The 22,925-nt window shown below is 49.9% G+C and carries 15 protein-coding genes; 13 read left to right on the top strand and 2 right to left on the bottom strand.

Annotated features, from left to right (window positions below):
• The first annotated feature begins 3 nt into the window (after window positions 1-3).
• From PPHA_RS06540 to PPHA_RS06515, 6 genes are all read left to right on the top strand, one after another.
• Entirely contained in the window at window positions 4-714 is a 711-nt protein-coding gene (locus PPHA_RS06540; protein WP_012508070.1) for an SDR family oxidoreductase, read from the top strand.
• Window positions 715-1,203: 489 nt separating this feature from the next.
• Window positions 1,204-2,142: a DNA-3-methyladenine glycosylase family protein gene (locus tag PPHA_RS06535; protein ID WP_012508069.1), complete on the top strand. Its 939-nt coding sequence runs from the start codon at window positions 1,204-1,206 to the stop codon at window positions 2,140-2,142.
• A gap of 64 nt (window positions 2,143-2,206) precedes the next feature.
• Entirely contained in the window at window positions 2,207-3,094 is an 888-nt protein-coding gene (locus tag PPHA_RS06530) for an SDR family oxidoreductase (RefSeq protein WP_012508068.1), read from the top strand.
• Between the two features lie 209 nt (window positions 3,095-3,303).
• The gene (gene secA / locus PPHA_RS06525; protein WP_012508067.1) at window positions 3,304-6,378 is read left to right on the top strand and encodes a preprotein translocase subunit SecA; all 3,075 of its coding nucleotides are present in this window, start codon (window positions 3,304-3,306) and stop codon (window positions 6,376-6,378) included.
• A 27-nt stretch (window positions 6,379-6,405) separates the two neighbouring features.
• Window positions 6,406-8,688 (top strand): phosphoribosylformylglycinamidine synthase subunit PurL, encoded by a 2,283-nt coding sequence (purL, locus tag PPHA_RS06520; protein ID WP_012508066.1) that lies wholly within the window; start codon window positions 6,406-6,408, stop codon window positions 8,686-8,688.
• 32 nt (window positions 8,689-8,720) lie between these two features.
• The gene (locus PPHA_RS06515) at window positions 8,721-10,307 is read left to right on the top strand and encodes a bifunctional ADP-dependent NAD(P)H-hydrate dehydratase/NAD(P)H-hydrate epimerase (RefSeq protein ID WP_012508065.1); all 1,587 of its coding nucleotides are present in this window, start codon (window positions 8,721-8,723) and stop codon (window positions 10,305-10,307) included.
• 81 nt (window positions 10,308-10,388) lie between these two features.
• On the opposite strand, the gene PPHA_RS06510 is transcribed toward PPHA_RS06515, so the two are convergent.
• A complete protein-coding gene (locus PPHA_RS06510; protein ID WP_012508064.1) occupies window positions 10,389-11,591 on the bottom strand; it encodes an LL-diaminopimelate aminotransferase in 1,203 nt (400 codons plus the stop codon).
• A 343-nt stretch (window positions 11,592-11,934) separates the two neighbouring features.
• Between PPHA_RS06510 and PPHA_RS06505 the strand changes: the two genes are divergently transcribed.
• The 6 genes from PPHA_RS06505 to PPHA_RS06480 all read left to right on the top strand — a co-directional run bounded on the left by PPHA_RS06505 (window position 11,935) and on the right by PPHA_RS06480 (window position 18,736).
• The gene (locus PPHA_RS06505; RefSeq protein ID WP_012508063.1) at window positions 11,935-13,428 is read left to right on the top strand and encodes a heterodisulfide reductase-related iron-sulfur binding cluster; all 1,494 of its coding nucleotides are present in this window, start codon (window positions 11,935-11,937) and stop codon (window positions 13,426-13,428) included.
• A gap of 102 nt (window positions 13,429-13,530) precedes the next feature.
• A complete protein-coding gene (locus PPHA_RS06500; RefSeq protein ID WP_012508062.1) occupies window positions 13,531-15,501 on the top strand; it encodes a CoB--CoM heterodisulfide reductase iron-sulfur subunit A family protein in 1,971 nt (656 codons plus the stop codon).
• 52 nt (window positions 15,502-15,553) lie between these two features.
• Window positions 15,554-16,003, top strand: coding sequence for a hydrogenase iron-sulfur subunit (locus PPHA_RS06495; RefSeq protein WP_012508061.1), 450 nt, complete (start codon window positions 15,554-15,556; stop codon window positions 16,001-16,003).
• Between the two features lie 12 nt (window positions 16,004-16,015).
• A complete protein-coding gene (locus PPHA_RS06490; protein WP_012508060.1) occupies window positions 16,016-16,846 on the top strand; it encodes a 4Fe-4S dicluster domain-containing protein in 831 nt (276 codons plus the stop codon).
• Window positions 16,847-16,859: 13 nt separating this feature from the next.
• Window positions 16,860-17,873, top strand: coding sequence for a 4Fe-4S dicluster domain-containing protein (locus PPHA_RS06485; protein WP_012508059.1), 1,014 nt, complete (start codon window positions 16,860-16,862; stop codon window positions 17,871-17,873).
• Between the two features lie 47 nt (window positions 17,874-17,920).
• Window positions 17,921-18,736: an FAD/NAD(P)-binding protein gene (locus tag PPHA_RS06480; RefSeq protein ID WP_012508058.1), complete on the top strand. Its 816-nt coding sequence runs from the start codon at window positions 17,921-17,923 to the stop codon at window positions 18,734-18,736.
• A gap of 18 nt (window positions 18,737-18,754) precedes the next feature.
• On the opposite strand, the gene murB is transcribed toward PPHA_RS06480, so the two are convergent.
• On the bottom strand, window positions 18,755-20,380 hold the full coding sequence (murB, locus tag PPHA_RS06475) for a UDP-N-acetylmuramate dehydrogenase (protein ID WP_223294000.1): 1,626 nt from the start codon (window positions 20,378-20,380) through the stop codon (window positions 18,755-18,757).
• A 197-nt stretch (window positions 20,381-20,577) separates the two neighbouring features.
• Between murB and PPHA_RS06470 the strand changes: the two genes are divergently transcribed.
• The gene (locus tag PPHA_RS06470; RefSeq protein WP_012508056.1) at window positions 20,578-22,893 is read left to right on the top strand and encodes a tetratricopeptide repeat protein; all 2,316 of its coding nucleotides are present in this window, start codon (window positions 20,578-20,580) and stop codon (window positions 22,891-22,893) included.
• The last annotated feature ends 32 nt before the right edge of the window (window positions 22,894-22,925 follow it).

Genomic DNA, 22,925 nt, shown 5'->3' with positions numbered 1-22,925 from the left:
CTCATGATACAATTTAACGGAACCATCCTCGTTGTCGGTGCTACCGGCAGAACGGGCGAGTGGATAGTCAAACGCCTGCAGAGTCATAACCTCGACTACCATCTCTTTGTCCGATCGGGTAAAAAAGCGCTTGAGCTTTTCGGTCCTGAAATCATCGACAAACTCACTATCGGTTCTCTTGAGCATCCTGAAGAGATCAAGGCTGCATTGCGTCATGCTGATGCCGTGATCTGCGCCATCGGCGGCAAGGTAACCGATCCAGAAGCCCCGCCTCCATCAGCCATCGACCGTGACGGAGTCATCAGGCTGGCGACACTTGCCAAAGAGCAGGGCATCAAGCGCTTTGTGCTCATAAGCTCTCTCGGAGTAACCAAACCTGATCACCCCCTGAACAAATATGGCCATGTACTCACCATGAAGCTGGAGAGCGAAAATGAGGTGCGCAAACTCTACTCAGAACCGGGATATGCATACACCATCCTCAGGCCAGGCGGACTGCTTGACGGCCCCGTACTGATGCATGACTTGCTCTTTGATACCGGCGACAATATCGTTACAGGAGTTATTGACCGAAGTGATGTCGCCGAAGTTGCTGTCATCTCTCTTTTTACCCCGGAAGCTCATAATCTCACGTTTGAACTTATCCGGTCTGATGCAGCTCCACACACTAACCTCTCCTCATTTTTCTCGCTTATACCATCCCCAAAAAACTGATAAAATAAATAAATATAAGTAAATACAAGATATTTTAAACGAATAATATCATCAATAAAACCACCGTTCCATAGCAATTATAGAGCAAACAATGACGGCAAATAAAATCTCCAGAAAAATCTTTTTTTCAGTAGCAATACCAGCACCTTTCATAAATAAAATTGACCATACAGTAAATATAAACAACAGTATATGAAAAGAATATCAGCCTGATAGCGCCTCTGCACACAACATCTGTACAGAAAATAACAGGAGCTCTGAAAAAAAATATATACCCATATAAAATCAATAATTCTTGATTTTAATAAACGAATACCAACAAACTATACCTCCATTTAATCACAAAAAACAGGCCCGGAAAAATACTAAAAAAATTTTATTCCAAATAACTTAAATTATTTCATTAAAAACAGTTGACTAATTTATACAAATGTATATTTTAGAATAATATGCCATAATTATTCACAATAAAAATCAAGCTAATACTACTTGAATTATTACACTATAATAAAAACAAGGGCGCCGTTCGATATCCGCCAAACTCTCTTTAGCGGACAATCATTTTTATGGAATATCAATAAAGATGAACCGGATTTCTATGCTGCAATAATCAAATCCAAGCCTTTGATTATCAAGCAGATAGCTGATAATGAGCTTGAAGTTTATGCTGAAGATAAGGTGATTAATGGCGTCCCGTTAGTGGATTTTATCTCCCATTACTTTACATTTGATATCGATACCGAACAGATTTTTCCTGATAATTTCTCTCACCTGTATCCAACACTCTGGCAGCTCCTGACCGACTATTTTCCGGTTAGAATCATGAGGCAGGATCCGTTTGAAACCATGATCTCGTTTATGTGTGCCCAGGGCATCGGCATGCCCCTGATCAGAAAACAGGTTTCCATGCTTCTGCAGAACTATGGCGAAAAGAGGACAATTTCATATTCCGGAAAGGAAATCACCCTGCACCACTTCCCCTCTCCCGAACGACTTGCAGCCGCCAATCCCATTGCACTCAGCACTTGCACAAACAATAATCATCCCAGAGCGCGCAACATCGTGAGGATCGCCAAAGGAGTTGCCGACGGAAAAATTGACCTTGACGCCCTCTCTGACCCACTGCTCCCCCTTTCGGAACTGCGCAGGACTCTATGCCAAAACGAAGGTGTCGGTTACAAAATAGCCGATTGCATTGCGCTCTTCGGGCTCGGCCGTTTCGACGCATTTCCGATTGATACCCATGTCAAACAATACCTCGGACAATGGTTCAACAGCACAACAGCCCTTCAATCCTTGACTCCGGCCCGTTATCTTGCCCTTGATGCCGAGGCCCGTACCATTTTAAAGCCTGATTTTGCAGGCTACGCTGGTCATCTTCTTTTTCACTGCTGGCGTAAGGAAATAAAAGGACTTCGAACGTTTTAACCGTAAAAATGCTTGATTTTACTGATCCAGCCAGCAAGCACCTCAAAAAAAAGGAACTGATACCATGAGTACAAAAAAGCACGTGTTGATAGCCGGGGCTTCCGGCTACCTTGGCAGATTCGCCATAAAGGAATTCAAAGAGAGGGGTTATTATATCCGCATTCTGGTAAGAAACCCGGATAAAATCAAAACTGCTGGCCCCCATGGCGAACCAGCAGTCTACGATATCGCCGATGAAATTGTCGTTGGTGATGTAACGAATCCTGACAGCATCAAGGGTATCTGCGAAGGGATCGATCTTGTTTTTTCCTCACTTGGCCTGACAGCTCCCGACCCGAAATTGACCAGCTTTGATGTCGATCACCTCGGCAACGGACGCATCCTTGAGCAGGCTATCCAGGAAAAGGTGTCGAGATTCATCTACGTTTCGGTCTTCAACCAGGACAAAATGGCTGATGTTCCTTCAATCAAGGCTCACGAACTCTTTGTTACCGATCTCAAAGCCTCCGGAATTCCCTGGACAGTCATACGCCCAAACGGTTACTTTTCAGACATGGGACGATTTTTCTCAATGGCTCAAAGCGGCCATATGTTCATGGTTGGTGAAGGTGAAAAAAAAATTAACCCGGTTCATGGAGCCGACCTTGCAAAGGTGTGTGCTGATGGAGCAGAAGGCATATGCCGGGAAATTGCCGTTGGCGGACCCGATATCTATACCTTTCGGGAAGTGATGGAGATGGCATTCCATGTTTGCGGAAAACCGGTATGGATAACTCCACTCCCTATGTGGCTTGCCGAAGGAGGACTTATGGTGACCGGGATTTTCAACCGGAACCTGGCCGACCTCCTCTCTTTTGCTGTTGAAGCACTCAAATTTGACCATGTGGCTCCTGCTTTCGGTACCCACCATCTCCAGGAGTTTTTTGCTGAACTTGCAACGAAAAATGAATAAGAACAGAACTCCTTCCTACAATGACGCTGGAGCCGGAAGGTCAGGTAGCTCCCTTCCCAGTTATTTTTCAAAGCATCCCGCTTTTTTCTCACTGTCTAATTCAATACCTTGAGCATCAATTGGACATAGCGGAGAAAACGGATCAGAAATACTCCGGCCTCTCCGCACAACAAACTATCTGAAACTTTAGAGAGCACAAAGGCCTGTACATGTTGAAAATTTTTGAAAAGATCTTCGGCTCCAAACACGAAAAGGATATCAAAAAAATCCGCCCTCTCGTCAGCAGCATCAACGAACTGCAGATGACCATGGCGTCGCTGAGTAACGATCAGTTGAGAGAGAGAGGGGTAACGCTGAAACAGAGGGTACGAAAAACTCTTGAGCCACTTGAGCAGGAGAAAACATCGCTCTCCCGGAAGCTCGATAACCCGGATATCAACCTTGAAGAGGCTGAAACAATCAACACACGCCTTGATACCCTTGCTGAAGAGTACGAACAGGCTACCGCAGCCATACTTGAAGAGCTTCTTCCTGAAACCTTCGCCCTTGTCAAAGAGAGCTGTGTGCGCCTTAAAGGACACACCTACCTGGTCATGGGAAGAGAGATGATCTGGGACATGGTACCCTACGATGTTCAGCTCATTGGAGGAATTGTGCTCCATTCGGGAAAAATCTCCGAAATGGCAACTGGTGAAGGAAAAACCCTTGTGTCAACACTCCCTGTTTTTCTTAATGCCCTGACAGGAAGAGGCGTACATGTCGTCACGGTCAATGATTACCTTGCACAGAGGGACAAGGAGTGGATGAGCCCGGTCTTTGCCTTTCATAACCTCTCGGTAGGCGTTATTCTCAACACGATGAGGCCCGAAGAGCGAAGGGAACAGTACGCTTGTGATATAACCTATGGTACAAACAATGAATTCGGCTTCGACTATCTGCGCGACAATATGGCCAGCACCCCTGAAGAGATGGTGCAGCGGAACTTCTACTACGCCATCGTTGATGAGGTTGATAGTGTACTGATTGATGAAGCCAGAACGCCACTGATCATTTCAGGCCCCGTCCCCAATGCCGACAACAGCAAATTCCAGGAGATCAAACCATGGATCGAGCAGTTGGTTCGTGCACAGCAGCAACTCGTCGCCAAATATCTCGGTGAAGCTGAAAAACTCATTAAAACCAAACCGGGCGATCCTGAAGCAGGTCTTGCACTCCTTCGCGTCAAACGTGGACAGCCAAAAAACACCCGCTACATTAAAATGCTCTCACAGCAGGGTATGGCAAAACTGGTACAGGGTACTGAAAACGAATACCTTAAAGACAATTCAAGCCGGATGCAGGAGGTCGATGACGAACTCTATTTCGCCGTTGATGAAAAAGCGAACACCATTGATCTGACCGACAAGGGTCGCGACTTCCTCAGCAAGCTCAGCCACCAGGACAGCGATATTTTTATGTTGCCCGATGTCGGCTCAGAAGTCGCCATCATTGAAAGTGACGCATTGATCCCGGTAGCCGATAAAATTCAGAAAAAAGATGAGGTATACCGCCTTTTTGCTGACCGTTCAGAACGGCTGCATAACATCAGTCAACTCCTGAAAGCCTACTCACTCTTCGAGCGCGACGATGAATATGTAGTCCAAAACGGACAGGTTATGATTGTCGACGAGTTTACCGGACGAATCCTTCCCGGTCGTCGATACAGCGATGGACTGCACCAGGCGATCGAGGCAAAAGAGAATGTCAAGATCGAGGGTGAAACGCAGACCATGGCAACCATCACCATCCAGAATTTTTTCCGACTCTACAAAAAGCTCGCCGGTATGACCGGCACAGCGGAAACCGAAGCTTCAGAGTTTTATGAAATCTACAAGCTCGATGTCGTCGTTATTCCGACCAATGCCTCCATTGTTCGCAAGGACATGGACGATTTGGTCTATAAAACCCGCCGCGAAAAATATAATGCCGTTGTTCTGAAGGTTGAAGAGCTGCAGAAAAAGGGGCAGCCAGTACTTGTCGGTACAACCAGTGTTGAGGTTTCGGAAACCCTTTCACGCATGCTTCGCGCAAGAAAAATCGTTCACAATGTACTCAACGCACGGCAAAATGATCGTGAAGCGGAAATTGTTGCCGAAGCGGGCCAGAAAAATGCAGTAACCATTGCTACCAACATGGCTGGACGTGGAACCGATATCAAACTCGGTAGTGGCGTCCGCGAATTGGGCGGACTCTTCATTCTTGGTTCCGAACGTCACGAGTCCCGTCGTATCGACCGCCAGCTCCGTGGACGTGCCGGACGACAGGGTGATCCGGGTGAGTCGGTTTTCTTTGTCTCTCTCGAAGATGAGCTGATGCGCCTGTTCGGCTCCGATCGGGTTATCTCCGTTATGGATCGTCTGGGTCATGAAGAGGGAGATGTCATTGAGCACTCCATGATCACCAAATCAATCGAGCGTGCACAGAAAAAGGTTGAAGAGCAAAACTTTTCGATCCGCAAACGTCTGCTTGAATATGATGATGTCCTTAACCAGCAGCGTGAGGTTATCTATTCACGCCGCCGCAACGGCCTTATCAAGGATCGCCTGACCAGTGATATCCTTGACCTGCTCAGGGATTACAGCGAGCTGGTCATTAAAAAGCACCACAAGATGCTTGATGTTGATGCTATTGAGGAACAGTTGATGCGCGAACTCTCCATTGAATTCAAGCCTGAACGCAATACCTTTGAGCGCGAAGGGATTGAGGCTACCGCCGAAAAGCTCTACCAGACCGCCCTTGCGTTCTATCGCAGAAAAGAGGCTGCAATGCCCGAAGAGATCATGCAGCAAATTGAAAAATATGCCGTTCTCAGTGTCATAGACCTCCGCTGGCGAGAGCACCTCCGCGAAATCGACTCCTTGCGTGAGGGAATCAATTTACGCGCTTATGGCCAGAAAGATCCCCTGCTCGAATACAAGCAGGAGGCATTCCGTCTTTTTATTGATCTCTTGCACGACATCGAGCTCGAAACCCTCTCTCTTGCCTTCAAGCTCTTTCCTGTTAACCCTGATGAGGCGCGTGAAATGGAAGAGCGCCAGCGAAAAGCGGCTGTCAGACAGGAAAAACTCATCGCACAGCATAAAGCGGCAGAAAGTGTTTACACCGCATCTTCTGATGAACCTGAAACAAACCAGGAAGAGAGTCCGCAGCAGCCCGCCATAGCCGAAAAAAAACCTGGCCGCAATGACCTCTGCCCTTGCGGAAGCGGAAAAAAATATAAAAACTGTCACGGACAGCAACCCTGAATTCCCGAAACGTTTACCGGTATCCCTGTGAAACATACTGAAGTTGAAGTCACCCTTGCCCTTGCCGCAGAACACGGCCTGAACCGTGAAGAGTACGATAAAATATGCGCCATTCTCGGAAGAGTCCCCTCTTTTACCGAGCTTGGCATTTTTTCCGTCATGTGGTCGGAGCACTGTAGTTACAAAAATTCCATAGCGGTGCTCAAAACCCTTCCCCGCGAAGGCGGAGCGCTGCTGACCGGTGCAGGAGAAGAGAACGCGGGTCTGGTCGATATCGGCGACAACCTTGCTGTAGCGTTTAAAATTGAATCACACAACCACCCCTCCGCAGTCGAGCCTTACCAGGGAGCGGCTACCGGCGTTGGCGGGATTCACCGCGATATTTTCACCATGGGTGCACGTCCGGTGGCATCGCTCAACTCCCTCAGATTCGGATCACCCAAAGACCCCCATGTCCGCTATCTGGTTGATGGTGTGGTTCGCGGTATCGGCGATTACGGCAACTCATTCGGCGTACCGACCGTAGGGGGTGAAATTTATTTTGAAGAGGGCTATACCGGTAATCCTCTGGTCAATGCCATGTCTGTCGGCATTGTTGAGCACCATAAAACCGTCAGTGCAACGGCCCTCGGTAAAGACAACCCCGTCCTGATTGTCGGTTCCTCAACCGGAAGAGACGGTATTCACGGCGCAACCTTCGCATCGGAAGATCTCAGCGAAGCATCGGAAGATAAACGCCCAAGCGTTCAGGTTGGCGACCCTTTTGCTGAAAAGCTTCTGCTTGAAGCGACCCTTGAAGCTATCGCAACCGGTTATGTTGTCGGTCTGCAGGATATGGGCGCTGCCGGAATAACCAGCTCAACCTCAGAAATGAGTGCAAGAGGAATCGAAAAAACCGGATCCGGTGGCATAGAGATCGATCTTGATCTTGTCCCTATTCGCGAAGCGGGGATGAGCGCTTATGAAATCATGCTCTCCGAGTCACAGGAACGAATGCTTATTGTTGCCGAAAAAGGATTTGAGGAGAAGATCATTGAGGTATACCGCAAATGGGATGTGCTTGCCGTCGTCATCGGACGTGTTACGAGCGACAATCTCTTGCGAGTCTCGCAGCACGGCTCAATTGTCGCCGAAATTCCGGCTGAATCGCTGGTACTTGGAGGCGGTGCACCCGTTTATATCCGCGAGGCCATCGAAAAAAAGCCCGAAACCCCGATAGCGCAACTTGAAGAGGACAAAAACCTTGATTTTCCGACAATCGCCCTTGAACTGCTTTCACGCCCCAATATCGCAAGCAAACAATGGGTCTATCGCCAGTATGACTCCATGGTGCAAACGAATACGGTAACTCCGGTAGGCCATACCGATGCCGCCGTTATCCGCATCAAGGGATCACGCAAAGGGCTTGCCATGAAAACAGACTGCAATGCCCGTTATGTCTATCTCAATCCTTTGGCAGGCGGTAAAATTGCGGTTGCTGAATGTGCCAGAAATATCGCCTGTTCGGGTGCAAAACCGCTGGCCATAACCAACTGCCTCAATTTCGGCAATCCTTACAAGCCAGAGGTCTATTTTCAGTTCAAAACAGCAGTTCAGGGAATGGGTGAAGCTTGCAGAGCCTTCAACACCCCGGTAACCGGCGGAAATGTCAGTTTCTATAACGAAACATTCATTGGTGGCCTGCGCACCGCAATCTACCCCACACCAACCATTGGCATGATCGGTCTGCTCGACGATATCGACAATCTCGTAGGATCAACCTTCACCAATCCCGGCGATGCCATCCTGCTTCTCGGAGAGCCTGAGCTCACGCTGGACGCTTCGGAATACCTCATCATGCAATACGGCACACCCGGCCAGGATGCTCCATCCATCGATCTGGTACATGAAAAAAACCTCCAGGATCTGCTTGTAGCACTGGCATCAAAAAAGCTTCTCCATTCCGCTCACGACATTTCCGATGGAGGTCTCTTTGTTGCACTTGCTGAAAAAGCGATCATGAACACCGAAGTACCAATGGGATTCAGCGTCGATCTGGAAATGACAAACAGCACGCCTTTCGAAATCCAGCAGCAGCTCTTTTCAGAAGCACAAGGACGGGTCGTGCTGAGCATCTCTCCCGACAAGGCAAAAGAGGTGATTGAAGAGGCTCTGGCGCACCATGTACCGATCAGGGTCATTGGAAAAGTTTTGGAGCGTGATGCCAACATCGCTGTAAACGGAGTGCAACTCCTGCATTTCACAACTGTGGAACTTTCGGACGCATACTATCACGCACTTGAGAACTCACTCCACCTTGACGAACTCTAACCCCTCCCACTCGGGAAAAACAAGGAACTGTCATGCAGCCTGTTGTAACTGTACAGGAAATGCAAAAGGCCGACAAGGCTGCCATTGAACTGCTCCATATCGGCGAAACCCGCCTTATGGAGCTTGCCGGTCGTGAATGCCTTCGCGTGATCAAAGAGAGCCTCAAAAGAGACTCTTTTTCAGGATGCTCTTTTCTTCTGGTCTGCGGCAAAGGCAACAATGGAGGTGACGGCTTTGTGCTGGCCCGCCATCTCCTCAATCTGGAAGCCTCGGTCGATCTTCTTTTCCTCTACCCCGAATCGCTGCTGCAAGGGGTCAATCGTCAAGGGCTCACCACACTGCAAGCCTACGGTGAACATGATGCCCCCTTGCGCATTTTCGAAAGCCATGACGAGGCGCTGCCCTTCGTTGCCGAAACGCATTACAATATCATCATCGATGCCATTACAGGCACCGGCCTGCGACTGAACAAACCGGGAATGGCGCTTGCGTCTCCCCTCTCTGAAGGCATTGAGCTGATCAACACCATCCGCGACCAAACAGGAGCCCTTACCCTTGCCATTGATGTTCCATCAGGACTCGATGCAACCACAGGCCTCTCTGCCACACCGGTAGTCATGGCGGATATCACCGTCACAATGGCATACCCGAAAAGAGGATTCTATCTGAACGAAGGGCCGGAGTGCTGCGGAGAGCTGCAGATAGCGGAAATCTCCATCCCCCGCTTTCTCGTTGAGCCCTCCTCCTACCTTCTTGTCGACCAGGAGTTTGCGGCTAAACAGTTTATCCTGAGAGAAGCGTCGAGCGCAAAGCATACGAACGGCAAGGTACTGATCATTGCCGGATCACAAACCGCACAAAGCTCGATGCTTGGGGCGGCCATCCTCTCCGCGAAAGCCGCACTGAAAAGCGGTGCAGGGTATGTTTGTCTCTCCCTCCCGATCTCTTTGGCCGGTGCAATGCACACCGCCATACCGGAAGCAGTTATTATTGGAAGAGATATTGCCACCATTACCGAAAAAGCACACTGGGCCGATACAATCCTGATCGGATGCGGCCTCGGACGCGATCAGGAAGCCATTGAGCTGGTCAGAGAACTGCTCGCGTCTTCCATCGTCACCTCAAAAAAAGTGATCCTTGACGCTGATGCCCTCTACGCCCTCCCGGTTATCGGAATAGCAGAGGCGTTGGGCAAATGCCGCGAGGTGCTGCTCACACCGCATTACGGAGAGTTCAGCCGCCTCTCGACATTACCAATTGAAGAAATAGCATCCGACCCGATTGAATGCGCCAGAAACTTTGCCACTCTCCACGGAGTGAGCGTTCTTCTGAAAGGAAATCCCACAATTATTGCAGAAGCTGAAGGGCCCGTTCTTCTCAACACCAGCGGTACCGAAGCGCTTGCAACTGCCGGTTCAGGCGATGTCCTCTCCGGCATGATTGCCGCGCTTTCAGCCAAAGGAGCATCCCTTTCAGATGCAGCAGCATCAGCCGCATGGTTTCACGGCAGGGCCGGAGACCTCGCCAGCGACGTCGCAAGCCTGGTCTCCTCCGGCATGGTTGTTGACACCATCCAGCAGGCAATACAGGAAATTTTCGAGGTATCACATTTGTCGTAAGGGCACGGCATGCCGTGCCCTTACCGATATGTACCCCTGCGGCGTGCACCCTGAAACGGCGTAACACATACCCCACAACAATTATTCCCGCAAAAATTTGCGGATATTACGGGCGGCCTGGCGGATGCGCTCTTCGTTCTCGATCATGGCAATACGCACATAGTCGTCACCATAGGCGCCAAAGCCTATGCCGGGGCTTACGGCAACCTTGGCTTCGCTCAGCAGCTTTTTGCTGAACTCAAGGCTTCCCATGGAGCGGAATGGTTCTGGAATCCGGGCCCAGACAAACATGCTTGCCCTGGGGGATACAACCGGCCATCCGGCATTGATAAAACTTTTAACCATGACATCGCGCCGTTTGCGATAGACCTCGCAGATTTCCTCAACGCAGCTCTGATCCTCGGTAAGGGCGATAGTGGAGGCAACCTGAATAGGCGTAAAGGTGCCATAATCGAGCCAGCTCTTGATTTTTTCAAGTGCGCCGATCAATTTGGCGTTGCCGACCATAAAGCCCACACGCCACCCTGCCATGTTGTAGGTTTTTGAGAGGGTGTAGCTTTCGACCGCAACATCCTTTGCGCCGGGAACCTGCAGGATGGATGGAGTCACATAGCCGTCATAGGTAAGCTCGGCATAGGCAATATCACTGATGATGTAAAAACGCTCCTGACGGGCAATATCAACCAGCTTCTCATAAAAGGGAAGCTCCACGGTTGCCGTGGTAGGATTGTTAGGGAAATTGACAACGAGGTACTTGGGTTTTGGTGAAGATTCCCGTAATGCTTTTTCAATATTGTGGAAAAAGCCCTCTTCATCAAGGGTAAAGTCGTCGTTCAGTTCAAGTTTCAGGCGGTGAACATTGCCACCGGCAAGAATGAATGCCTGTGAGTGGATGGGATAACAAGGATCAGGAACCATTGCAAGATCGCCGGGGTTGGTGATGGCCTGCACAAGGTGGACATAGCCCTCTTTTGAACCCATCGTTGCAACAACCTCTCGATCCAGATCCAGATCGACATTATATTTGCGCTGGTACCAGGTTCCAACTGCACCACGAAGCTTGTAGATCCCCTTTGAAACAGAATAACCGTGCGTTCTGGGTTTATTGATGCTTTCAATCAGTTTATCGACAATATGCTGGGGGGTCGGGCCATCAGGATTACCCATTGAGAAATCAATAACATCCTCTCCTGCGCGGCGTTCAGCCATTTTCAGCTCATTGACTGCAGCAAAAACATACTTGGGAAGACGCTTGATCTTGTCAAACTCTATTTCATCAAACATGGTCTTGTAATGAAAAAATGATTCATGATACAAAAATGAAAAGCCATCGCATCATAAGCAAAAAGAGTATCATATCCATAGCCTTCCTGATCTTTTCCCGCTCCCTGCTGCACGAAATTGGTGAATTACAGACCGCACATTGAATGCTTTAATGCTGGGTGATGTTCCTTGTAATCGGCTCTCTCCTGAGCTCTTTTGCAGGTATTATACTGTTTGTCGTGCCGAAAATAATTTGGCTCGTTGAATTATTTGACATTAATGTAATTTTCCTTAACATACCCCGTTGTTTCAGTTCACTTCCCGCTCCACGTAAAGCAACCTATACCTCGTGTCAAAAATCAAGATGACAGTAATGGACAGCCTTAAGCACCAGCTTGAAGAGTCCACAGGAAATGATTATAACTGCTGCTATCAGTGCGGAAAATGTACTGCTGGCTGTCCTGCCGGAGCCTTCATGGACAATCCTCCGGCAAGAATCATGCGTCTGGTTCAGGCGAACTATATAGAAGATGCCATGAAAAGCGATGCGCTCTGGTTCTGTGTCGGCTGTATGACCTGTACGGCCCGCTGTCCGCAGAACATGGATATTGCGGCAACCATGGACTCACTCAGGGCTCTTGCACTTGAGAAGGATATTGTTTCAGAAAACCGGGCAAAAAAGCTGGTCAACGCCTTTCACACCTCCTTCCTCAATAACGTACGCAAACACGGACGTCTGGAGGAACTCTCACTCGTCAACAGTTACAAGCTCCGCACCAGAAGCTTTCTTCAGGATGCCCAGTCAGGCGTCAAGATGATCATGAACGGGAAGATAAAACCTTTACACACCCTGACAGGAAAAGGGTCGGTAAAGGGAAAAGAGCAGATCGCCAGAATTTTTGAAGCTTCAGTAAAAGAGTCGCATCTGAGGGTTCCGAAACGACGTCCGATAAAAAAAGAGTTCATCCCGAGAGCGCCATTTTCCATCAAGCCTGGCATGACCATCGGATATTATCCTGGATGCTCGCTTAGCGGCACAGCTCGGGAATTTGATATTTCGGTCAGAAAAATGTGTTCCCTGCTTGATCTTAAACTACAGGAAATTGAGGACTGGAACTGCTGCGGCGCAACATCGGCACACGCCACCAACCACAAGCTTGCTGTTCTTCTGCCCGCCAGAAACCAGGCTCTGGCCGACGCACAAGGACTGGAACTGGTCCTGGCGCCCTGTGCCGCCTGTCAGAACCGTCAGGTTACCACCCGGAAAACTCTTATGGATTCTCCTGAGCTACGGGAGGATGTTCAGACAATTACCGGCATAGAGCTCACCTGCAAAGCTGAATTTATCGGTGTTACCCAGCTTCTTGAAGCCATGGATCCGGAAGAGATCAAAAAAAGGGTCAAAAAGCCTCTTACCGGTCTTAATCTTGCCTGCTATTATGGCTGCCTGCTGATTCGTCCAATGGAGGATATGGGTTTTGATGATCCGGAAAACCCGCTCAAGATGGAGGCAATCATGACCGCACTTGGAGCAACACCCGTCAACTGGGCATTCAAAATTGAGTGCTGTGGAGCGGGCCTCACACTTGCACAGCAACCGCTTATCGAAGAACTCACGCACACCATTGCAAAAAATGCTGCAGACAATGGCGCAGAAGCCTTTGTCGTCGCCTGTCCCCTCTGCCAGGCTAACCTTGATATGCGCCAGGGAAGCATGAGAAAACGATTCGGAGATGTCAAGGAGATGCCGGTTTACTATATTTCAGAGCTTGTCGCCATCGCCTGCGGCGCCGACCCTTCGGAAGTTGCTGTAGGAGAGCATTTTGTTCCTGCACTCGACCTTGTATCGAAACGTTAGGCTACGATCAGGACGTTGAACAAATATCAAGGGGGAGACGGTTTCGGTAGAATTCCATACACACCGTTCAGCCTGGCGGCTTCATACTAAAAGATTGAATTAATGGCAAAAATTGGAGTATTCATTTGTCACTGCGGCGAAAATGTCGCAGCCAAGGTTGATTGTACCAGGCTGGCTGCCGCCATGGGGGAACACCCTGGTGTTGCGGTCTCTGTCGAATACAAATATTTCTGCTCGGATCCTGGCCAGGAAAGCGTCAAAAAAGCGATTCGCGATAATAACCTTACCGGGATAGTCATTGCTGCCTGTTCACCGAGAATGCATGAAGCCACCTTCCGCAAGGCATGTGCTGAAGCGGGTCTGAACCCCTATCTCTGTGAAATCGCCAACATTCGGGAACAATGTTCATGGGTGCATACCGACGTGAATATGGCAACTGAAAAAGCCATGGACATCACCCGTTCAATGGTCGAAAAGGTAAAGCGCAACAACAAACTCCAGCCTATTGAGGTACCGGTAACCCGCAGGGCTCTGGTCATCGGAGGAGGTATCGCGGGACTCCAGGCTGCGCTTGATATTGCCAATGCCGGCCAGGAAGTTGTGCTTGTCGAGCGTGAACCCTCACTTGGCGGTCACATGGCCCAGTTGTCGGAAACCTTCCCGACACTCGACTGCTCGCAGTGCATTATGACCCCCCGGATGGTTGAGACCGCCCAACATCCAAATATTCGACTTCTTACCTATGCGGAAGTCGAGAGTGTTGATGGCTACATCGGCAATTTCAAGGTCAGGATCCGCATGAAATCGCGCTATGTTGACATACACAAATGTACAGGCTGTGGTGAGTGCATGACCAAATGCCCGGTCAAAAAAATCTCAAGTGAATTTGACTGCGCTCTTGGCAAACGTACAGCAATTTATACCCCCTTCGCCCAATCCGTTCCGAACATACCGGTTATTGACAAGGCAAGTTGCATCTTCTTTAAAAACGGTAAATGCAAGGTATGCCAGAAAACCTGTCAAATCAATGCGATTGATTTTGAGATGCAGGATGAATTCATAGATCTCGAAATAGGAGCTATTGTTGTCGCAACAGGGTTCCAGATCCAGAACACGGCTGTATACGGCGAGTATGGCTACGGAAAATTTCCGGACGTCATCACCGGCCTGCAATTTGAACGCCTCGCTTCAGCAAGCGGCCCTACTGCCGGAAAAATTCTTCGTCCTTCTGACGGATCGGAGCCGCAAAATGTTGTTTTTATCCAATGTGCAGGGTCACGCGATCCATCAAAAGGGGTACGCTATTGCTCCAAGATCTGCTGCATGTACACCGCAAAACATGCCATGCTCTACGCCCATAAGGCGCATGAGGGAAAAACCCATATTTTTTATATGGATATCCGTGCGGCAGGAAAAGGCTATGATGAATTTACCCGGCGTGCTATTGAAGATGATGAAGCATCCTATATCCGGGGCAGAGTGAGCAAAGTATGGCAGGAAAACGGCAAACTGATGGTACGGGGTGTCGATACCCTTCTCGGCAAGCCCGTTACCGTCGTTGCTGATATGGTTGTTCTTGCCACCGCTATGGTACCACAGTCCGATGCCAAAGAGTTTGCAAAAATCATCGGTATCGCTTATGACGAATACGGTTTTTACAACGAAGCCCATCTCAAGCTCCGCCCTGTTGAATCATCCACGGCTGGCGTATTCCTTGCCGGAGCATGCCAGTCGCCAAAAGATATTCCCGACTCGGTTGCCCAGGCATCGGCAACGGCAAGCAAGGTACTCGCCCTCTTCAGCAAGGAGACGCTTGAGCGCGAACCGGTTATTGCCATGAACAACGAGGCAACCTGCGCCGGATGCTGGGGCTGCGTTCTCGCCTGTCCCTACAATGCCATCGAGAAAAAAGATATTCGCGACCGTTCCGGTCGACTTATTAAACAGGTCGCATATATCAATCCCGGCCTCTGTCAAGGCTGTGGCACCTGTGTAACCTTTTGCCGCTCGAACAGTATCGATCTGGCAGGATTTACTGAAAAACAGATCTTTGCTGAAGTGATGGGCCTCTGAAAAGCCCGTTTTTTACCGTGAACGAAAAGAACCCTGCTACAGGAGTAAGCTGATGAGTGAACCATTTGAACCGAAGATTGTTGCTTTTGTCTGTACCTACTGCACCTATGCCGGAGCTGATCTGGCGGGAACCAGTCGGCTGAAATACGCACCCAATGTCCGCATTGTCCGTCTTCCCTGTACAGGAAGAATCAGCCCTATGTTTATTCTGAAAGCACTGCAGAAGGGGGCGGACGGTGTACTTGTCAGCGGCTGCCATCCGGGTGACTGCCATTTTACTCACGGCAACTACCACGCACGTCGCCGCTGGATTGTTTTTCGCGCCCTCCTTGACTTCGCAGGCATATCGCCGGAACGGGTAAAATATTCATGGATAAGCGCTGCTGAAGGGGGAAAGTTTGCCGATCTCATCAACAGCGTCACGGAAGATATTCGTACTCTTGGCCCTTTTGATCAATATCACCAATTGATCAAAGAGAGTGAATCACCGGCGACACTTTAAAATCAACAGGTAATGATTACACAGGAAAAATACAGAACCGCAGTCAAAGAGCTTCTTGCCAGCGGAACGGTAAAAATGGTTATTGGCTACAAACCAGGCTCAACCTCCGACCGGCGCCGACCACTCTTTATCCGCACCTCTGAAGAGGCTGATCAGCTTGTGCTCGACAGTCTCTGCGTCACAAATCTCTCGGGATATCTTGTTGCCGAAGGGCTGCTGAGCGATGAAAAAAAGGTCGGCATTTTTCTGCGACCCGAAGGAATTCGCTCCATCAATATCCTCGCCGCAGAATCACAACTCAATGCCGACCAGGTCGTTATCCTCGGATTCGACTCCATCGACAGAGCGGTCAGCCCGTTACAGGGCCGCCATGCCAGCGACTTCTCCGATCTGATAGGCGACAGCAAGGAACACCCCAGGCAAATACCTGAAGAGCCTCTTCTTGAGCGTATCGGGAAAATGGATACACGGGAACGATTCGACTTCTGGCAGGAGGAGTTTTCACGCTGCATCAAATGCTATGCCTGCCGCCAGGCTTGTCCCATGTGCTACTGCCGCCGATGCATTGTTGACAACAATCAGCCTCAGTGGATCAATACCTCATCGCATACCCTCGGCAATTTCGAATGGAATATTGTCCGGGCATTTCACCTTGCCGGACGATGCGTTCAATGCGGCAACTGCGACCGCGCCTGCCCCGTCAACATCCCGCTCCGCCTCATCAACCAAAGAATGGCCAAAGAGGTGATGGAGGAATTCGATCATTTTGCAGGGTTAAGCCAGACCCAGGAGCCGGTACTTGCAAGTTTCAAAAAGGACGACACCGAGACATTCATTCTCTAAGTAACCAACACGTATGACAAGAATCCTTTTCAGCGATAAACTTGACCATTGTGTCACAAAATGGCGCTCGGCGGGTCTTGAGGTCATTGGCCCTGTGCGGGGAGAGTCTCTTTCAACATATGCCGCAGTTGAAAACGGCGCAGAGCTCGATTTCGGCATGGTGCTGCCCGACCGCTCACTCAAGGAACTTTTTTTTCCGCAGACGGAACCAATGGTGCGTTACACCATCAAAAAAAATGAGATCGACACGGTTGACTTCACTCCCCCGCAGGGAAAAAGAATCATCTTCGGTGCAAGGGCCTGCGACGCTTCCGGTCTGGCTATTGACGATCCCCTGTTTGGATGGGACTACAAGGATGAATACTGGTTTCAGCGACGCAATGAATCGGTTATCGTCACCATTGCATGCACAACCGCTGACGACTTCTGCATGTGCACCTCGCTCAAACTGGCGCCAGACAGCACAAAAGGCTCCGACATCCTTCTGCGTCCTCTTGAAAGGAACAGGGGATGGCTGGTTGAGGAGCTGACCGATCGAGGTCGTGAAGCATTCGCAATAATATCCGACTATCTCCAGGAGGGCTCAGAACCAGCGCTTCCGACCGTCGTCGTGCCCGAAAAATTTAATCTCGACGCCTGCGTTACCTGGCTGCAAAACCCTGAAAACTTCGACAGCAAATTCTGGAAAGAGATCTCGATGCGCTGTATTGGCTGCGCCTCCTGTACCTATCTCTGTCCCACCTGCCACTGCTTCGACATTCAGGACGAGGGGGATACCTACAGCGGTATCAGAAGAAAAAACTGGGATAGTTGCTCCTTCTCCCTCTTTACCATGCACACCTCTGGCCATAACCCTCGCTCAACGCAGTCGGCACGCTGGCGCCAGCGCATCATGCACAAATTCAACTATTTTCCCGGCAAATTCAACGTCAACAGTTGCAGCGGATGTGGCCGCTGTTCACGCCAGTGCCCGGTTGACATGGGAATTACAGAGACTTTACAAGAGATTTCAAAATTACAGCCGTGACAGAAACCATCCAAAGCACACCAGCGAACATCTACAAACCGGCTATCATGAAAATCGTCGCCCGCCACGACGAAGCTCCCGGAGTGAAAACCCTGAGGCTTGAATTTCAGAACCCGGACGACCTTGAGCAGTTCAAAAAAACGTTCCGTACCGGCATGTTCGGACTCTACGGTATTTACGGCGAGGGAGAAAGCACCTTCTGCGTCGCAAGCCCTGAAACCCGCAACGACTATATTGAATGTACCTTCCGCCAGTCCGGCAGGGTAACATCTGTTTTGGCAAATGCTGATATCGGTGACCTCATAACCTTCCGGGGACCCTACGGAAACCGCTTTCCCATTGAGGAGTTCTATGGCAAAAACCTCCTCTTCATTTCGGGAGGTATAGCCCTGCCACCGACGCGAAGTGTCATCTGGTCATGCCTCGACCAACGTGAAAAATTCGGGCATGTCACCATTGTCTATGGAGCCCGTACCGTCGCCGATCTGGTCTACAAACATGAACTGGAAGAGTGGGAAAATCGCGCTGATGTCGATCTTGTCCTTACCGTCGATCCAGGTGGAGAATCACCCGACTGGAAGCACCGGGTCGGCTTCGTGCCTACCGTGCTTGAGGAGGCTGCCCCCTCTCCCGAAAACTGTATAGCCGTCATTTGCGGGCCCCCAATCATGATCAAGTTCACCCTGATCTCGCTCAAAAAGCTTGGCTTTGATGAAGCAAACGTCTATACAACACTTGAAAATCGCATGAAATGCGGAGTTGGCAAATGCGGACGATGCAATGTAGGCTCGGTCTATGTCTGCAAGGAGGGACCGGTCTTTACGGCAGCGGAAGTTTCCCGAATGCCAGCAGCCGATTTGTAACTCCTCTGTTCAGGGAATTCAAACAAGACGAATCCTGAAAAAATGAGCCGGCTGGTGAAAATCAGCCGGTAATGAGGGATGCTGCCACCAGGGAAATAGGGCATACTCCCCTTTTCCTGAAGATGCACAACATTGCAGCAGAAGAAGCTCCCCTGTAACAAAAGGCTCAATCAATTCCCACGACAACTCCATCCCAAACTGCCCCTCACCCTGCACCATGCGCACCTGTTTTTCCCATGGCTCCGGTGAAAGCACTTCACAGCCTCTCTCCCTTTTTCTTGGCGCCTCGAAACGAAGCGCAACCCAGTGGGCGTCAGGAGTCATTTCAAACTCAAGATAGCCTCCAGCAGGATCCCCGGAAGCGATAAAAAGTTCGGAAACACTGTAGTGCCACAGTCCGTCGGTAAAACTTCCAGCCGGAATGACAGATGGCGGTTTTACTACAAAAAGAGCTTCATACTTGCCAAGAGTTGTCCAGCGAAGAAAAGGCGCTGCAGGATCGGCGGCGGCATCCTGAAGCGAAAGCAGTTGCTCAACAGAGACAAACACTGAGGCCGGAAACTCCCTGTCGAGACCGGAATAACCAACAAGAGGCCCATGCATAAGCGTGCGGGGAAAAAGTGGATCCGGAAGGGAAACCAACTCCTCTTCCTGCGGATTCCATAAAAGACCAGCCCACCCCTTTGAAGAATCACGACGATCAGGCACAAACCGGACACCACACGATCCAAGCAGATCCGCATCAAACAACCCGATGCACTCAACCTCAAGATCGAGTTTGGCCCCAACCTGCTCCAAGGCCGCATCTTTCATGCGTCCGGCAAGCCTCAGGACGTCACCGGCAGTTGCCCCTCCCCTGTTATAGATAAAATTGGCATGGTGCTTGCTCACCATCGCGCCACCCTCCGACTGACCCTTGAAACCAAGCTCATCGAAGATAGTACCGCTTGAACGACCAAGAGCATAATTGTTTTTAAAGGTCGAACCGCAACTTGGAAAATCGAAATGGTGCTTTGCAGAACGCTCCTCCTCATATCCCTGCATCAAGCGGCTGATCTCCTCCACTGGTCTGATTTGAGGAAAACGCAAGAGGACGGCAACCACAATTTCCGGCTTCTCCATCAAAGAGGTCTGCTTGTATCCATAAAAGACCTCATCAGGCAACTGCCAGCGCAGACAACCCTCAAGAGAGATCGTCTGGATAGCGGCCGTAATTGCAGAGACCTCTCCCCCGAAACAGCGGGCATTCATCCTCACTGTAGCCCCAATCTGGCCGGGAAGCCGATACAGCCACTCTCCCCCATCCCTGCCAGACAGTAACAGCTCTTCAGCAATCCGGCTGTTCTCCACACCGGCCTCGCAGAACAACTCATCATCCGAAAGCCAGAAAAGTCGCTGCATCCCGCCCAGAGAGATCACCATACCGGGGAACTCATTATCAGAAAAAAGGATGTTGCTCCCACTCCCCATAAGGGCAAGAGAAAGTTGTTGATCAAGGCACCAGTGCAGCAGATCTGCAAGTTCCGCCGGACTGCCAGGCTGGGCAAAAAAACGGGCCTTACCCCCAATTCCGTAATAACCCCTCTTCCCAAGAGAGACATTTTCAAGAACAGAAGGCATTGTTGATGAGCGATAAAAGGTCATGCACCATAAAGATTTTTGTTTTTCCCCTGCGGATAAAAGATACGCAAGTGAACCGAAATGTTTTCTCTGAAGAGCTATTATCTCTGCCTGTTTGCATTTTATGTATTACATCTGTACTTTGTATTACAGGGTTATATAAGACAAGAAGAGTAGCTCGGTGAATATTTTTTTTTACGTCCGCAGCCAGCAGGTGTCCGATGAGATCCGTTTATAGAATACTTTTTCTCTTTGTTGCTCTCGCCTGTGCGGGGATTCAGGGCAGAGAGACTCTTCGGGCAGCAGTCAACAGGGATGTTGATGAACTTTACCGGGTCAAGCGTATCAAAATCATCGCAGAGAAAGATCTGGAGAATGCAGAGAAAAACAGCGAAGTGAATTCTGCCGATCTGGCACTGAACCTGAACAATATTGCCGGCTTGTACTATGCTCAAGGGCTCTATGCCGAAGCTGAACCACTTTTCAGGCGTGCGCTCGCCATCCGTGAAAAAATCCTCGACAGCAACCATCCTGATCTGGCAACCAGCCTGAACAATATCGCTGAGTTGTATAAGGTTCAGGGACGATACACCGAGGCCGAACCGCTCTTCAAGCGGGCGCTGGCCATCAGGGGAAAAATCTTTGGAGACAATCACCTTGATGTTGCCGTAAGCCTGAACAACCTGGCTGAGTATTATGGTACTCTCGACAAATATAGCGTGGCAACATCGCTCTCTCTCCGCTCACTTGCCATCCGTGAGAGACTCCTTGGCAAAGATCATCCTGATGTAGCCATGAGTCTGAACAACCTCGGAAGATTATACTTTGCCCAGGGTCGGTATGCAGAATCGGAGCAGCTCTTTAAACGTGCACTCCAGATTGATGAACGTCTGCTCGGCCAGAATCACCCTGATGTCGTCAGGCCTCTGAACAACCTGGGTGAACTCTATCAAATTCAGGGGAAATTCAGTGAAGCCGAGCCGCTGTATCTCCGGGCACTGGCCATCCGAGAAAAAAACCTTGACCCGTTTGATCCTCATCTGGCAACAAGTATCAACAATCTGGCAGGACTCTACTTTGTCGAGGGGCGCTATGCAGAAGCCGAATCGCTCTACCTGCAGGCACTCGCCATTCGGGAGAAGGCTCTTTATCCGGATGACCCCGATATTGCAACAAGTCTTAATAACCTTGGAGAGCTGTATAAAATGCAGGGGCGGTACAAAGAGGCTGAGCCACTCTTCAAACGTTCGTTGGCGATCCGGGAGAAGGTTTTTGGCCCTTTTCATTCCAAGGTATCCATCAGCCTGAACAGTCTTGCCGGGCTGTACTCGGCAGAGGGGAGATATGCAGAAATTGAAGCGCTCTCCAAACGGGCGCTCGCCATCCGGGAGAAGGTTTTTGGATCCGATCAGCCCGATATCGCTACATGCCTGAACAATCTGGCTGGATTTTACGCACTCCAGGCCAGATATCAGGAGGCCGAACCGCTCTACCTGCGGGCGCTCACTATCCATGAGAAAACATTCGGCAAGGAGCACCCCCGTGTAGCCCAGATTCTGAACAACCTGGCTGAGCTCTACAAAACCCAGGGGAGATACCAGGAAGCAGAGCCCCTCTACCTGCGTGCACTTGAAATCAGGGAGAAGAGCTTTGGCCTTGAGCACCCCGATGTTGCCAGGAGCCTGAACAACCTGGCCACACTGTACAGGGTTCAGGAAAAATACGCCACAGCACTGCCACTGATGAAACGGGCGCTGGCCATGCAGGAAAAAATCCTCGGCCCCGACCATCCTGATGTAGCAGTGAAGCTGAATAACCTGGCCTCCCTTTATTATGCCCAGGCTCAATATACACTGGCCGAACCGCTCTTTATACGAGCACAGCTCATCTTTGAAAAAGCCCTTGGTTCTGATTCTCCCGATCTTGCCTTCAGCATCAACAACATTGCTGCGCTCTATTATGCCCAGGGTCGGTACAAAGAGGTTGAACCGCTTTACAAGCGTACGCTTGCGATTTTTGAACACGCCTTTGTCTCCGATTCACCTGATGTTGCCCTGAGTCTTGATAATCTGGCGCAACTGTTTCTTACCGAGAAAAAGTACAGCGAAGCTGAGCCACTTTTCAGGCGAGCGCTCGCCATCCGGGAAAAACTGTTTGGCTCCCTTCACCCTGATGTGGCATTAAGCCTTAATAACCTGGCCTTACTCTACAATGATCAGGGTAAATACCATGAAGCAACACCTCTTCTGAACCGTTCGCTTGCAATCTGGGAGAAAACGTTTGGCCCCTATCACACCAATGTAGCCGTGAGTTTGAATAACCTGGCGGTGATTTATGTAGCCCAGGGGCAGTATAAAGAGGCCGAACCGTTATCGTTGCGTTCACTGGCAATCATCGAAAAAAATCTTGGACTGATTCACCCAAATGTTGCAACACTCCTTGAAAATTTAGCGGTCATCTATTCGCATACCGGGCGCAAAAGCGATGCTGATGCAACGGAAAAACGGGCCATCGACATCCGCTCGATTAAACGATAATCGAATAACAGGCAAACTGTTGACGGTAACAG

It is taken from the genome of Pelodictyon phaeoclathratiforme BU-1, assembly GCF_000020645.1.
Classification (GTDB): domain Bacteria; phylum Bacteroidota; class Chlorobiia; order Chlorobiales; family Chlorobiaceae; genus Chlorobium; species Chlorobium phaeoclathratiforme.
This window is presented reverse-complemented; position numbering and strand designations above follow the sequence as displayed.